Genomic DNA, 15,098 nt, shown 5'->3' with positions numbered 1-15,098 from the left:
AAATATGTTATCGATAAAGAACCTGAAAGCAAGTATCGAAGACGGGACACAGATCCTCAAGGGAATCGACCTCGAGGTAAAACCCGGCGAAGTCCACGCCATCATGGGCCCGAACGGTTCAGGCAAGAGTACCCTTTCGAAGGTCATCATGGGCCACCCTGCCTATCACGTAGACGGTGGTTCCGTGGAACTCGACGGCAAGAACCTGCTCGAGATGGAAATCAGCGAACGCGCAAACTCCGGGCTGTTCATCAGCACGCAGTACCCGACAGAAATCCCCGGCGTAAACAACGTGGAATTCCTCAAGATGGCGCTCAACAGCAAGCGCGCCTACCTCGGACAGCCCGAAATAAACGACGACGAGTTCAAGAAGCTCATCGACGAAAAGATGGAACTGCTCGAGATGGACGAACGCTACCGCGACCGCGGCGTGAACGACGGCTATTCCGGCGGTGAAAAGAAGCGTAACGAAATCCTCCAGATGGCGATTCTCGACCCGAAGGTGAGTTTCCTGGACGAAACAGACTCCGGCCTCGATATCGACGCGCTCCGCATCGTCGCAAACGGAATCAACCACATCATGACGCCAGAGAAGGCGGTCATCCTCGTGACGCATTACCAGCGCCTGCTGGACTACATCAAGCCCACCTACGTGCACGTGCTCCGTCACGGCAAAATCATCCTGAGCGGCGGGCCGGAACTCGCCCTGAAGCTCGAAGAACAGGGCTACGACTGGATCGAGGAGAAGTAATGGACGCACTCTCCCGCATCAAGCAACTCGGAATGCCCCGTCGTAACGACGAACTGTGGACATTCTTCCCCATAGCAAAGATTCCCGCGCCGGAGTTCCCCGATGCGTGCACCTGCGATGAGGACTTTTCACAAGAAACCGACTTCGCAGCACTTCTCCCGATAGCACAAAACGCACGCCCGATGGTCAGGGATATTCCCGATGGCGCAAACGAGATGGCACTCATCAAGTGCAACAACGACTTCGGGCACACCGTCTTGAACATCGGCAAAGGCGCGAAGGCGAGCATCGAGATTCTCGACAACAAAGTATTGCACGCACTCGACGCCGAACGCTTCGACATCAACGTGGGCGAAGGCGCCGACGTAGAAATATTCTTCGCGAACCCGGCAAACGACCTTCCGCTCCGCTTCCGCCACTTCCGCATCTCGCAGGCAGCGAAATCTACGGTGAGGTTCTCCGCCATCGAACGCGGGAACGGCATTAGCCGCGTAAGCATCGACACCTTCCTGAATGCCGAGGGCGCCAATTTCGAAATCCGCACGCTTAACGTGCTCAGCGGTAACGCCGAAAGCCACCACAGGCTGCATATCTACCACAACGCCCCCGAGACGACAAGCACGCAGCTTTCCAGGAACCTGCTCGACGGCAGTTCCCGCGCCAGCTACGACGGCAGCGTCATCGTGGGTAACGGGTGCACCAAGGCAAACTCCAGCCAGCTCGTGAACACCATCCTTCTTTCCGAAGACAGTTCCGTCTCCGTGAAGCCGGTGCTCAAGATTTACCACGACGACGTGGAATGCACGCACGGCAATACCGTGGGCGAACTCGACGCCGAACAGATGTTCTACCTGGTGAGCCGCGGAATCCCGCAGGAGACCGCAAAGAAGATGCTCATCTCGAGCTTCGCGAAAGAGACCTTCTACCCACTGCCGGATTCCCCCGCCAAAAAGCGCCTGTTGCAAAATATCCAATAAAAAAATTTGAAAAGCATACAGAAAAGGCAGCCCAGGTGGAAACGGGCTGCCTTTTTTTGGAGGGAGTCGATTAGGTTTTTAAACTACAGAACTGAGCAAGAAGAGCGTAACACCCATAAATGCTACCATGTATTTCGCGATGAAGGTCGGCTTGGAGAAATCCTTGATGATTTTAGTTTTCATATTCAATCCCTTTCCTTTATGTCTGTAATATAGATTTGCGCGACGCAGTTTCAAAGTAAGGCGAATCACACTGCGACGTGGCTCACATTGACTTGCGACAAAAAAAACAGATTTCACCAAAACAAAAAGGAACGGCCGCGTGACCGTTCCTTTTTGGATTTTGATTGGGAGTCTCTACGTAAGAGTATTCAAGAGATAGAGGGTCACACCCATAAAGGTGACCATGAAGTTTGCAAAGAACGTGGTGGAGGCGAGGTCTTTCATGATTTGTGCTTTCATCCCGATTCCCTTTTGTTTTTTGATTGTAGCCCAAATATAAAATGGAATATTCCAAATTACAAGTAACGCAAATCACACTGCGACACGGCTCACATCCAAACGCACCGGGCACAACCCAAACGGGAAGAAAGCCCCCAAAAAAACAGGGCTTGTCACAAAAAAAACAGAAAAGTTATTTCTCTTCGATCTTGACGATGGGTTCGTCCATCATCTTTTCGGCGATGACTTCGGGAGTCTCTTCGGCAATAGCCGCGTTAGATTCCTCAGGCATCCAGGGCTTGTCGAGGCTCTTTTCCCAGGAAACCGTAGGCGCCGGCTGCACTTCGTGAGAAGCATCGACAACAGGCAGGCCAAGCAGTTCGCGGGCACGGTTGAGTGCTGCATCAATGTTACCGAGAGCATTCTCTTCGCCAAGCTGCTTCAAGACACCGGCACGAGTAAGCGCAACCACCGGCTGGGCATGCACGCCACTGAGCAGGAGTTGCGTCCCTTCGCGCTTGCAACGGCTAAGCAAATCTTCAATCATCTGGATACCGGCGGCATCGATGCTCGAGACACTACGCATACGCAAGATGAGGATCTTCGGCTTGTCGGAAATGCGCGCCATCGTGTCCTTGAACTTGTCGACCGCACCGAAGAACAGGGAACCGGCGAGTTCGTAGACCACCACGCCCTTCGGCACCTGGCGGCTCAAGTCGTTGTGGGCGGCTTCCTCGTCGTCTTCCTTGAGGGCTTCGGTCACCGTTTCCATCTCGGAAACGTCGCTCATGCGCTTGATGAAGAGCACCGCGGCCAGCAAAACGCCCACTTCGATGGCGACCGTAAGGTCGATAATCACCGTGAGGAAGAAGGCCACGAGCATCACGATGACGTCGCTCTTGGGGGCCTTGAACATCTTGATAAAGCTGCGGTAGCCGCACATGTTGAACGCCACCTGGAAAAGCACTGCAGCGAGGGCCGCCATCGGGATCATTTCGGCATACTTGCCGAGCACGAGCATGATAAGGAGAAGGACAACCGCATGCTCCAGGCCCGAAACCGGGCTCACCGCACCGTTACGGATGTTGGTCGCCGTACGGGCAATCGCACCCGTAGCCGGGATACCGCCAAAAATCGGGGAAAGGATGTTCGCCACGCCCTGGCCAAAGAGTTCGGTATTGGAGCGGTGCTTGGTACTGGTCATACCGTCGGCCACAACTGCCGAAAGCAGGGATTCGATGGCACCGAGAATGGCAATCGTGAGTGCCGGCTGGAACACCTTCTGCATCATCTCGAGGCTAATGTTAGGCAGGTGCGGAGTCGGGAAACCGGTCGGAATGTGGTTCTTCATGCCGATGGTCACCACACCGTGGCCCGTAATCGGGTCGTCCCAGCCGAGGACCTTCACCATCACGGTAGCAACGATAATCGCAATCAGGGAGCCGGGCACCTTCGTGGTAATCTTGGGCCACAGGATGCATACGGCTAGCGCCACGAGGCCAACGATGACGGCATATATATTAACAGTGTCAAAGGAAGTCGCATAGAGCTTGATCTTGCCGATGGCGTCGGCAGGGTCCTTGGCCAAAAAGCGCAGCCCGAAGAAGTTCGGGACCTGGCCAAGCGCGATAATGATGGCGATACCGGCAGTAAAGCCCACCGTCACGGGGAACGGGATGAACTTGATGATGGCGCCGAACTTCGCAAGCCCGAAAATAATGAGCAATATGCCCGCAAGGAGCGTCGCAGATGCCAGGCCGTCGTAGCCGTACTGGCTCACGATGCCGTAGACAATCACGATGAAGGCACCCGTGGGGCCGCCAATCTGGAAGCGGGAGCCGCCCAGCAGGGAAATCGCAAAACCCGCGATAATCGCCGTGTAGAGACCCTGTTCAGGGCCGACGCCGGAGGCGATGGCGAACGCGATGGCGAGCGGAAGCGCCAAAATGCCAACGATGACACCCGACATGAGGTCGCTCACGAAGTTTTTCTTGGTGTAGCCCCTGCGAAGAGCCCTCACGGACTCCGGGGTGACGGTTGCCTTGACACCCGAAAGGAAGTTCTTGAAGGATTCCTTGGCGTGAATGTTGGTCATCTTGCACTCCGATCTGGAAGAACGGCGCCAAATTTAGAAATTTTTACAAAACCCGTTAAGGGTGAAAATGAAAAAATAATTTCTAGATTTGCACCCGAAATGAGGATCCCTGTACAGCTAGCCATCATCTTTGCCATCTGCCTTGCGGGCGAATTCCTGAACCGCATCGTAGGCATTCCCCTCCCGGGGAACATCATCGGCATGGTGCTGCTGCTTATCCTCCTGTGCCTTAAAATCGTCAAATTGGAGCATATTTCGACCGTTTCCACCGTATTCCTGAAGTACCTTCCCCTGTTCTTCTTGCCCCCGAGCATCGCCATCATGGCCGTAGGCGAAGACATCCTGAGCCGCTGGCCCCTATTGCTGGCCATGTGCATCGCTTTTACCGTCGTTACGATGGCCATGACGGGCATTTCCACGCAGTTCCTGATACGCCTGCAGGAGCGGCACGAAGGCCAAAAGGCTAACGCAGGCATAGACGGCGCCGGCGGGGCAACCCCTAGCGAAAAAGGGGGCAAGGAATGAGCGTCCTCATCGACACCCCCCTGTTCGGCATCCTCCTCACGCTCGTCGCCTTCGAAATCGGCGTCCTCGTGAGCAGAAAGTGGAAATACGCCATCCTGAATCCCATCCTCATCGCGAACGTGCTCATCGTGGGGTTCCTGCTTGCAACCGGAATAAGCCTCGAAAGCTACAATATCGGCGGAAACTACATTTCGCTCTTTCTCTCCCCCGCCACCGTCATTCTCGCAGTCCCGCTCTACAAGCAGATCTCGAAGCTGAAAAGTTACTGGAAGCCGATCCTGGCGGGCATCGCCATAGGAAGCCTCACATCCATCGCGTGCGTCATATTCTTCTGCAAACTACTCGGGCTAAGCGGCATACTCATGCTCTCTCTGCTGCCCAAGTCCATCACCATCCCCATGGGCTCCGTGGTTTCCGCACAGATTGGAGGCATCCCTTCGGTGACCATCATCGCCATCACGGTCACGGGAATCACCGGGGCCGTCACGGCACCCATCGTATGCAAGTTTTTCCGCATCAAGAACAGTGTTGCCCAAGGAGTAGCCATCGGTACCGCAAGCCATGCGCTCGGGACAACCAAGGCCATGGAAATGGGCGAAGTGCAGGGGGCGATGAGCGGCCTTTCCATCGGGCTTGCAGGGCTATTCACGGCCATCGTCGCACCGGTAATCATCTCGCTGCTATAGGCAGCATATTTTATATAAACTAACGTCCGACCAGCACTTCGCAAAGGAGCGTTTCGTTCTCGGGGAACCTGCACGCCTTCTTCAAATCCTGTTCGCAGAAGAACGGCTCGCGACGCGCAAACTTGCCGAGCCCGCGGGCCGATTCGCGCAGCATTTCCGCCACGTAGCCGGCGTTCATGTTCAGGTAGCGGTAGGCGCGCTCCCCAAGCATCTTGCAGGCTTCCTCCAGGTCGGCAGAGAACAACACCGCAAACGAAACATTCCTTACCGAATCCCCGTCCAGATGGCACTTCGCGAACTTGTCGCGGTCCTTGAAATTCGTACGCAGGTAGAGCGTCTTCTTGAGCGGCAAATAGCGATATAGGCCCGGGTACACGAGCTGCACGTCGAAGGATACAACCCAGATTTTCAGGAGTCCCGCTCCGAACGAATTGAGGTTGCAAATTTCCATCCAGCGCAGCACCGTCGAAAAGTCGTCGAGCGATGCCTTCCAGGGCTTGAAGTTACGGAAACTCACGGCGCCGGGCCCGAGGAACTCGTACTCGCGGAAAAAGTATTCGTTCGGGAACTTGAGCGGCGTTAGCGGGAATTCCTCGCCTTCGACAGGCTGGCTTACCACGCGGCACACCTTCATACAGCGCGAAAGATCGGTAATGCATTCCACGCGGTTCTGCATAAAGAACCGGGCCATATAGCGGCCACCGCTGCCCGCACTCTCGGGCAATTCACTGCGATTGCTATAGGCGAATTCGGATATGGTCTCGTATTTTTTTAGGGCCTTCGGCATTATGCTTAGGGCGGCAAGCGGCACCTCCGAAGGCGAAAGCGAAAGCGCCACCGCGACATCGTCGTCTACGAACGCGCTGAACGGGATGGCGGTACCCCCGAGCGACCTCGCCAAAATCGAGACAAGCCCCGCATAGCTGCCCGCGTCAATCTGCAGTTCCCTGTAGGCGGCCTCCTTGTATCGCCATACGATGCGGTCGAATATACCCGTAAAGAACAGCGTGATGTTCGCCCCGCGAATAAAGTCCCCCGTCGGGAACGCGGCATACAGGCTCTCGATATTCGCGCGGCGCGCCTTCGCGTTCTCGGCAGGCAGGGCAACCAGTTCGCCCGAGACGCTATCGAAATAATAAAGCCCGTCGGGAATGCGCTCGCCCTGCAGCAGGGCATACACGCCTATGGACCTGAGGCCGTCGGCACACACGTCGTTCTGCAACTGCGAAAAAAGCCTGTTCAGCATCGAAGAGGGTGTGCCCACAAGCGAAAACAAGTCGCCATCTACCGGCGAGCCGTGATTCTCGGCAATAGAATACCGCTTGGCTCCCGGGTAGCTCTTGTCGGGCGGCATGCGGGACTCCCAATGCAGCGTAACGGGATCCCCCGCAGAACGGCGGGAATACCGGACAGACTCGTGATATGCGACGGAAAAAAAAGCCACTGGCGCAAAATATACTTAGTTTTTGGCCCCCTTTTCAAAAAAAATGCCCCATTAGGCTCTTTTTTTGAAATTTTTCCCAATCCATCCCAAAACAAAACACTTGATACAGTTTGGCATTTTTACCCCCATTCTCACGTTTCAACACCCCCTCGGGAATGTATATTATGTTTGTAAAATAACATGCGAGGCTAATATGTCTTTCAAGAAACTCATTACCACATCGACCGCAAGCGTAATCGCACTCTTTATTGCCGCCTGCGGCGATTCCGATTCCGGCTTACGCCCTGTCAACGAAAACCCCGACACCCCCTCCAGCGAAGCCGCTGTCGACCCGAGTTCCTCGTCCGTCGCAGACACCTCCGCCCAGATTCCGCCTGTCACCGGAACGGGCCTGCTCATCGACGACCTCGAAGACGGTGACGGCAGCACACTCATCGGGTCGGGCTGGTACACTTACGACGATCACGACAACGGCGGTGCATCCGTTATCACGACCCCGAACGTAACAGAGAAGGGCGACCCGCTCCCCACGGCAACAGACAACGGTTCCCTGTACGCATTTACCGTCAACTACACGCTCGACAAGGGCGATTACGCCTACGACCCGTACGTGGGCTGGGGGCTCCTTGTTCCCGATGCTATCGACTGCAGCAACTTTGGCGGCATCAGCTACTGGTACAAGGGCGGCAAGCACGAAATCCACGTGGAAACCACCGACGTGACGGACTACGACGTGCATCTCGCAACCGTGCCCGCATCCAGAGAATGGAAGCAGGTGTCCATCCGCTTCAAGGACCTGGCCCAGGGCGGCTGGGGTGAAGAAGTCGCATTCGATCCTTTCCACATCAGGGCCGTCAGCTTCCAGGCGAAGGGCGACAAGGTAACCGACTCCCTCTCGATTGACAATCTCTACTTCCAGGACACGAGTGAAGTCGAGAAGGACAAACCCGACATGACAATCATGGACCCGATCATCCCCACGGTGGTAATCCCCGAAGATCTCACCATCAGCAGTCCGCTCCAGGAAAAGGCGATGAAGTACCTCAACAAGGGCATCAACATCACCAACTGGCTTGAAGAAAACAAGGCCTACTTCAAGGGCAAATTCAAGTTCGACGAGAGCGACGTGAAGCTCATGGCCGATAACGGAATCAAGTCGCTGCGCTTCCCCATCGACCTCGACAGCTACGCCACCAACCGCGATGAATTCGTGGCCGACACTACCGACACCGTCGAACTCAAGTTCGACGACGAGAACCTGTTCGCCGTACTCGACTCCTTCGTGGAATGGACCGGCAAGCACAACATGTCGTTCGTAATCGACTACCACGAATACGACAACAGCTACAACATCACCAGTTCCAAGAACGCAAGGTACATCAAGATGATGGCCAACGTGTGGAAGCACGTGGCGGCTCACTACGCAAGCAACGAGCGCGAAGACATCTTCTACGAACTCCTGAACGAGCCCGACATGACAAACGGCGCCGTAAAATCCCCAGCCTGGCACGCAGCCGCCCAGGAAGACGTAGACTCCATCCGCACAGTCGATACAAAGCACACCATCATCTTTGGCGATGCGGAATGGTACTCCATCTCGGTACTTTCGAAGAGCGAACCGTTGAATGACGACAACGTCATCTACGCCATCCATACCTACGAACCGTTTATATTCACGCACCAGAGCGCCAGCTGGGCCGAGACCAAGACCATCAAGAACCTCATGTTCCCCTACGACAAGGAAAAATGGTCCGAATACAGCGCCGACTTCGGTGTAACCAAGAGCACCCCATCGCACATCAAGAACAGCCTCAAGAACTACAACAGGACTGGCAGCATGGAAGCCATCCTCAAGAGTGTCGTCCCGGCAAAGAAATGGGCCATAGAACACAATGTCCCGGTGATTATCAACGAGTTCGGCGCCTACAACCTGAAGACCGACAAGCAGTCCGTGCTGAACTACATGTCCGCCATGAGGACTATCAGCGACACGCTCCAGATTCCGCTCACGCACTGGGGCTACACCGGCGGCTTCGCCCTGTTCGATTCCGAAGACGGCGTGAAGGGCACCAAGCTCATCGATGGCATGAAGGAAGCCTACGGCCTGTAAAGATTCTAATCGAGTACTCCTCCTAATAAACAACGAACCGTGCGGGCAACTGCACGGTTCTTTTTTTAGCCCCAGCCCAAAACTTTCATTTTTCTTACAAAATAAGTTCTCGATACTTACAAATGATTTTTTTCATTACAAACTGCAGTCATCGAATCCATCCAAACTAAACTAATCACTTTGTCTACAAAGCAAATAAGTTAAATTTGGGCAAATTAAAAGGTTTACCCCGAGGGACCACCATGCCCACACGATTCTACATGCTATTCCTTTGCCTCCCCCTGCTCCAGCTCGCAGCATGCCTCCAGAATGCCGAAAGCAGCAGGGTTCCCGTACGCTACACGGTCCTTGTGCGCGACAGTTACACCGGAGAAACCATCGAGGGCGCCGAAGTCGCACTTACGGGCGAAGATGAAACCGAACGCAAACTCAAGACAAACGACGCCGGAAGGGTCGTTTTCCCCTCCCTCGAAAGCTACGTGAACCAGGTTATCGTAACCAAGAAGGATTACATCCCCACCGATACTGTAGATGTCGTGACTGTATCCGACACATCGCTGTCGTTAATGTTGCGTACCCTGAACCTCACCCTCACGCCCAAGGATTCGGCATCGGCCGATTCCACGACTGATTCGGAATAATGCCGTTCGTTCTCAAGACACCCCCTCCCGGGAAATGTCTCCGCACGCTCCCGCGCGAGCTCATGGAACGCTATTGCGTGTTTCCTGTAGCGCTGGACGAGACGGCCAACAGGCTTTCGGTCGCCATGCCCGACATTTACGACTACGACCTGGTGGCCGACCTGCAGATGGCCTCGGGGATGCTAGTCGTTCCTGTAGAGGCAGACACTTCTAACATTCTGGAATGGATTGCGACGTTCGTAGAAAAGGATTCCAAGTTCAAGGCTAACGGCAGGCAGGCGGGTTCTTCGCCGGTCATCCGCCTGGTCGACGAGATTATACAGGAGGCCATGCACTCAGGCGTCTCGGATATCCATTTTGAACCGGGGGAAAGGTCATACAATGTACGCTTCCGTAAAGACGGCGTGCTACACCTGGCCCGCAGGCTCCACGTGCGCCAAGCCGCGGAGGTTACATCGCGCCTGAAAATCATGGCGAGCATAGACATCGCCGAAAAGCGCAGGCCGCAAGACGGGCGCATCCATTTTGACGACGGGAGCAAGGCGGTCGACATCCGTGTATCGGCGCTGCCCACGGACTACGGGCAGAAGATGGTGCTCCGCCTGCTCGACAAGGGGCAGATTATCCACAGGCTCGATTCCCTCGGCATGCAAGAGAAGGACATCGCGCAGGTAGACGCCGAAATCCGCAAGCCCTACGGGATGTTCCTCATCACGGGCCCCACGGGTTCGGGCAAGACGACGACGCTCTACACGCTGCTGCAGATGATCCGTTCGCCCGAACTGAACATTTCCACTATCGAGGAACCTATCGAGTACAAGCTCGAAGGCATCACGCAGACGGCGGTGAACCCGAAAATCGACCTTACGTTCGCGGCCGCACTCCGCACGCTGCTGCGCCAGGACCCGGACGTTATCATGGTGGGCGAAATCCGCGACAGCGAAACCGCAGAACTCGCCATCCGCGCAGCCCTGACCGGGCACCTCGTGTTCTCGACGCTGCACACTAACGACGCCGCTTCGGCTATCGTACGCCTTACGGACATGGGCATCGAGCCGTTCCTCGTGGCATCGGCAGTGAACTGCATCGTGGCCCAAAGGCTTGTGCGCAGGACCTGCCCCAAGTGCGGCGGCAAGGGCGGGAACTGCCTGAACTGCGGCGGGAGCGGGTTCCACGGGCGTCTCGGATTGTACGAAATTCTACGGCTGGGCGAACCCCTGCGCGAAATGATACACGCGCGCAAATCCGTATCGGAACTGAAACAGAAAGCCATCGAACTCGGGATGAAGACCCTTGCCGACGACGGCCACGAAAAAATCGCACTGGGACTTACGACAGAGGCAGAAGTCGCCTCGGAGGTTGTCGCATAATGAATACTATACTGAAGCTCATCTTGGGAATCGCGCTCTGCACTGTTACCGCGTTTGCACAGGCGCCGGTAAAGCCGGAACTCCCCGCGCTCCCGATTCCCGACTCGCTCGTGGTGAAAAAGCTGAACGTGAAGAACACCGAAATCCGCGACCTGCTGCAGGGCATGGCGGTGCAGTACGGGCTGAACCTTTTCCTCGAGAAGGACGTCTCGGGCCCGGTGACGGTCAACTTCAACAACCAGCCACTCAAGGACGCTCTCAAGGTATTGCTCACAGGCAACGGCTACGAATACCGCATCGAGAATGGCGTGATTCACGTGTACAAGCCCGTGCCACCCGAGCCCGAAAAACCGAAGCCGCCCGAGAAAAAGTTCGAAGTCAAGTGGGAAAACGAAAAGCTCTCGCTTGATGTAGAAGACGCGCCCCTCAACGTGCTCGTCCGCAAGGTCATGGAGATTACCGGCAAGAACGTGTTCGTGGAGCAGAACATTGAGAAGCCGATTACGCTGTTCATAAACGAGATGGAATTCGGCAAGGCCATGCAGTATATCGCGCGTAGCCTGGAACTTGACGCCGTCGAAGAAGAGGGCTCGTACGTGATTACCAAGGCGAACTGGACCATGGGCGGCAAGAGCGACGCTTCTGGCAAGTTCAAGGTCAAGTATGCCGATTCGCTCCTGAGCATCGACGCCATCGAGGCCCCGCTTTCGAACCTCGTGAGCGAAATCCTCGCCCAGACAAAGATTAACGCCATGGTCTACGGCAAGCTCGACGGCAACGTATCGGCACATGTCGAAAAGATTTCTGTCGAGAACGCGCTCAAGTTCTTGTTCCGCGGGACATCTTACACCTTCTGGAGCCGCGACGGCGTGTACTTCATTGGCCCGCACGAAATGCAGACCGCCGACAACTCGCTCCTAATCAAGCTCAAGCACTTGAAGGCCGAAGATGTCGTTAAGCTTTTGCCCACAACGCTCACCAAGAACACACAGATTCAGGTGGTGAAATCCCAGAACGCACTGATGGCGGTAGGCCGCTACGACGTGCTCGACGCCATTTCGCAGTATGTCGAAAAGATGGATCTGCCTGTCGCGCAAATCCTTATCGAAGTGCTCGTCGTAGACATGGATATGGAAAAGGGCCACAGCCACGGCATGAACATGCTGTTCGGCGACGCCGCGAAGGTGCAAGGGTCCGAGACGCTGTTCCCGAGCGTCGACCAGACATTCAACCGCAAGCAGGTGCAGAGGCTGTTCAACGGCATCGGGCTCGGCGACATCATCTCCGTCCCGAAGGACTTTGTGCTCAAGCTGCAGGCGATGGAACAGGAAAAAATTCTCGACGTGAAGGCGCGCTCACAGATAGCGACCCTCAACGGCGAAACGGCCGTACTCACTATAGGCCAGACGCAGTACTACATGCTGAGTTCCGAAGTGGACTACAACCAGGGCGACGCCGTGACTGCAAAAACAACGCAGCGGTTCGAAAAAATCGAGGCGAACTCGAACATCACCGTGACCCCCTACGTGACCGGCGAAGGCGAAATCACTTGCGAAATCGTGCCGGACTTCTCGGAGCCCGAAGGTTCGTTCAGTTCCGAAGTGCCGCCTACCCTGAACAAGCGCTACGTAAAATCGTCGGTACGCCTGCTCGACGGCGAAACCATCGTGCTCGGCGGCATGGTCAAGGAAAGCCAGAACGACGTTTACCGCGAATTCCCCTTCCTCGGTTCCCTCCCCATTATCGGATGGTTATTCAGGAACGTCGAAAAAGTCAAGTCGAAGAGCCAGCTGCTTATTTTCGTCACTCCGCACATCTACTACGGCAAGGAAGGCAGCGTAGACGTGAAAAAGGAAATCGAAAAGCTGGAAAAAGAAGGGGTGATATGAGCCTCTCCGTTTTCATGGGGCGATTCTGGTGGTGCCTAGAGGTCCACGAGAACTCCGCCAGCATTTCGCGCGTCGTAAAAAGAAGGGGCAAGCCTGTTGTAGAATGCACCTTCAGCGGCACGCTTGAAGCATGCCGCAATTACCAGAACGTGAACGGCGGCTCGGCCGAAGGCGTCATCCTTATAGACGATGTCACGCCCGTCAAGGTGGTCTTCGAAAAAGAATCCTTCACGCTTCCGGGTTTTGAAACCGAAAATTTCGAGTTCGTTGATTCCGTTTCTGGAGATTTTACCGTAGTCGCCGCCAAAAAGAGCGTCGAGAAGGCGGTAGAATCGGTGACAGCCGCGGGCTTCAAGATTTTATTGCACACGCCCGCCGTCTGCTACAAGGTGGCACTCTCGCTAGAATCCGCCCCCGACGGCAACTCCATTTTTGTGCAGGAGCAGGAATCGAGTTCTGACCTGTGGGCCTTTACCGACGGCGAATTCCGAGCCTACTACCGCATTGCAAAAGGGAGCGGCTCCGTCGAATCGCTCAAGAATTTCGTGACCAGCGAATACGGGATAGAAAACGCCCCCGTAGAAAATTTTGAGGCAAGCCTCGCTCCCGCTGTCGCAAACGACGCCTGGGTTTTCAAGACCACCGCGATGCCGGCGTTCTCGACCCTGCCCGATGCCGCCAGCATGAAGCGCCTGCACGAAGCCTCGCTGTTCCGCAAGACCTTGAAGGTTGCGGCCATTTTCGTTGCACTGTCGTTCCTCGGCACAGGCGCTATCGGAATCATCAACCACATTGAAGAATCCGGCAACGAAAAAGACCGCATTGCCTACGAAAAAGAACTCCAAAACGAAAAGGAATTCAACGAGCTGGTAAAGGACCTGGAAAAGCGCACCGAACGCATACGCAAATTTTTGGCTCACCGCTCCAGGACCGCATCAAAAATGGCGCTCGTCGGCGAAACCATCCAGCAGGATTCCTGGATTACACACTGGAAAATAGACGGCAAAGTCCATTCCATCCAGGGGCTCGCCGCAAACGCGAACGAGATTTCGGCAACGCTCCAGGCTCTTGAAAAGTCGAACAACTTTGTGAACGTGCGGTTACGGACAACCGAAAAGACAACCTTCAGGCGGAAACCTGTAATCCGTTTTGACATCGTAGCGGAGGCAATGTGAACAAGCTTTACCGCTACAAGTACATTTTCTTGACGGTGCTCGTTATCGCCGCAGCGCTTGCCGCCATACTGGGCATCTGCGTGCCCTACATTATGGAAGAATCGTCAAACTTCCAGAAACTCAAGGGCCAGCGCCAGCTGTACGAACTTGCCTCGAAGCAAGAAATTTCGGCAGATTCCCTGCTCAGCGAGTACCGGGATATCTCGGGCAAAATCAATTCGCTTGTCCGTACATCCGTCTCGTCGTCCGAAATCCTGATGATGATTCACGGGAAGGCGGCAGAGAACAACGTAAACATGATTGACCTCACCACACAGGAATCCCTGAAGGGGGACGGCCGCATAGAATACCCTGTTTCGTTCAAGGCCGTTTCGGAATATACCGATTTCCTCAGGTTCATCGAAGCCCTCGAAAACGAGGCCTTCTGCATTTCTGTAAATTCCATTGACATGAGCGGTAACGGCAGCGGCAAGGTTACTGCCGCAGTCAGGCTTGCCGTACTGGGAGGTGAACAATGAACAAGTTTATCGCCCTCGTCGTCGCGGTAACCCTCCTTTTTTGGGGAGCGCTTTTGTACAAGCTCACCGGAAACCAGGACAGCCCCACGCAGGAACAGGCAAGCAGCCTTGAAGTCGGCAAGGACCTGAAATTCAACGATCTGCTTGACCGCCTTAAGCACCAGACGCTCGACACCAAGGGCATCCGCAACCCGTTCGAACAGCCGGCAGCGCCCAAGCCCGTAGTCAAGGTGGTCAAGGAAGTTGCCCGCGACACCGTTGTCGAAAAGCCCAAGCCGGTAAAGCCAAAACCCAGAATTACGCTAGACGCTATCCTCCCGGGCGACAACCCCGTCGCTATCCTCAAGCACAACGGGGAATCTGCCGTGGTGAGCGTCGGGCAAGATATCTGGAATGTCCATATCGAATCCATCAGTGCCGACAAGGTGACCATAGCGTATGACGGCGGGACGCTGGAACTTGCGCCGTAAACACGG

13 protein-coding genes are annotated in these 15,098 nt (G+C 55.3%); 11 read left to right on the top strand and 2 right to left on the bottom strand.

Features of this window, described 5'->3' with window-relative positions; translation table 11 throughout:
- Positions 1-4: 4 nt before the first annotated feature.
- Together sufC and B7994_RS02620 are read left to right on the top strand one after the other, a co-directional pair.
- A complete protein-coding gene (sufC, locus tag B7994_RS02625) occupies positions 5-751 on the top strand; it encodes a Fe-S cluster assembly ATPase SufC (RefSeq protein ID WP_088636909.1) in 747 nt (248 codons plus the stop codon).
- Positions 751-1,728, top strand: coding sequence for a SufD family Fe-S cluster assembly protein (locus tag B7994_RS02620; protein WP_088636908.1), 978 nt, complete (start codon positions 751-753; stop codon positions 1,726-1,728). The genes sufC and B7994_RS02620 overlap by 1 nt, the downstream gene beginning before the upstream one ends.
- A 634-nt stretch (positions 1,729-2,362) precedes the next feature.
- Here B7994_RS02620 and B7994_RS02615 read toward each other — a convergent pair.
- Complete coding sequence (locus B7994_RS02615) at positions 2,363-4,264, bottom strand: SulP family inorganic anion transporter (RefSeq protein ID WP_088636907.1); 1,902 nt, start codon at positions 4,262-4,264, stop codon at positions 2,363-2,365.
- 99 nt (positions 4,265-4,363) lie between these two features.
- Between B7994_RS02615 and B7994_RS02610 the strand changes: the two genes are divergently transcribed.
- Together B7994_RS02610 and B7994_RS02605 are read left to right on the top strand one after the other, a co-directional pair.
- Positions 4,364-4,789, top strand: a complete 426-nt coding sequence (locus tag B7994_RS02610) for a CidA/LrgA family protein (RefSeq protein ID WP_088636906.1) — start codon at positions 4,364-4,366, stop codon at positions 4,787-4,789.
- Positions 4,786-5,475: an LrgB family protein gene (locus B7994_RS02605; protein WP_088636905.1), complete on the top strand. Its 690-nt coding sequence runs from the start codon at positions 4,786-4,788 to the stop codon at positions 5,473-5,475. The genes B7994_RS02610 and B7994_RS02605 overlap by 4 nt, the downstream gene beginning before the upstream one ends.
- A gap of 19 nt (positions 5,476-5,494) precedes the next feature.
- Here the strand turns inward: B7994_RS02605 and B7994_RS02600 are convergent, their stop codons facing one another.
- Complete coding sequence (locus B7994_RS02600; protein ID WP_144063718.1) at positions 5,495-6,919, bottom strand: nitroreductase family protein; 1,425 nt, start codon at positions 6,917-6,919, stop codon at positions 5,495-5,497.
- A 193-nt stretch (positions 6,920-7,112) separates the two neighbouring features.
- On the opposite strand from B7994_RS02600, the gene B7994_RS02595 reads away from it, so the two are divergent.
- The 7 genes from B7994_RS02595 (at position 7,113) to B7994_RS02565 (ending at position 15,092) form a co-directional block, all read left to right on the top strand.
- The gene (locus tag B7994_RS02595) at positions 7,113-9,029 is read left to right on the top strand and encodes a cellulase family glycosylhydrolase (RefSeq protein WP_088636903.1); all 1,917 of its coding nucleotides are present in this window, start codon (positions 7,113-7,115) and stop codon (positions 9,027-9,029) included.
- A 242-nt stretch (positions 9,030-9,271) separates the two neighbouring features.
- A complete protein-coding gene (locus B7994_RS02590; protein ID WP_144063717.1) occupies positions 9,272-9,670 on the top strand; it encodes a carboxypeptidase regulatory-like domain-containing protein in 399 nt (132 codons plus the stop codon).
- Positions 9,670-11,040 (top strand): GspE/PulE family protein, encoded by a 1,371-nt coding sequence (locus tag B7994_RS02585; RefSeq protein ID WP_088636901.1) that lies wholly within the window; start codon positions 9,670-9,672, stop codon positions 11,038-11,040. The genes B7994_RS02590 and B7994_RS02585 overlap by 1 nt, the downstream gene beginning before the upstream one ends.
- A complete protein-coding gene (locus B7994_RS02580; protein ID WP_088636900.1) occupies positions 11,040-12,929 on the top strand; it encodes a secretin and TonB N-terminal domain-containing protein in 1,890 nt (629 codons plus the stop codon). The genes B7994_RS02585 and B7994_RS02580 overlap by 1 nt, the downstream gene beginning before the upstream one ends.
- Entirely contained in the window at positions 12,926-14,104 is a 1,179-nt protein-coding gene (locus tag B7994_RS02575; RefSeq protein WP_158213050.1) for a PilN domain-containing protein, read from the top strand. Before B7994_RS02580 ends, B7994_RS02575 begins: the two co-directional genes overlap by 4 nt.
- On the top strand, positions 14,101-14,622 hold the full coding sequence (locus tag B7994_RS02570; RefSeq protein ID WP_088636898.1) for a hypothetical protein: 522 nt from the start codon (positions 14,101-14,103) through the stop codon (positions 14,620-14,622). Before B7994_RS02575 ends, B7994_RS02570 begins: the two co-directional genes overlap by 4 nt.
- Entirely contained in the window at positions 14,619-15,092 is a 474-nt protein-coding gene (locus tag B7994_RS02565; RefSeq protein ID WP_088636897.1) for a hypothetical protein, read from the top strand. The genes B7994_RS02570 and B7994_RS02565 overlap by 4 nt, the downstream gene beginning before the upstream one ends.
- The last annotated feature ends 6 nt before the right edge of the window (positions 15,093-15,098 follow it).

The organism is Fibrobacter sp. UWR2, from assembly GCF_002210285.1.
Classification (GTDB): Bacteria; Fibrobacterota; Fibrobacteria; order Fibrobacterales; family Fibrobacteraceae; genus Fibrobacter.
The sequence above is the reverse complement of the archived record's forward strand: the minus strand, read 5'-3'. Positions and strand labels throughout refer to the sequence as shown.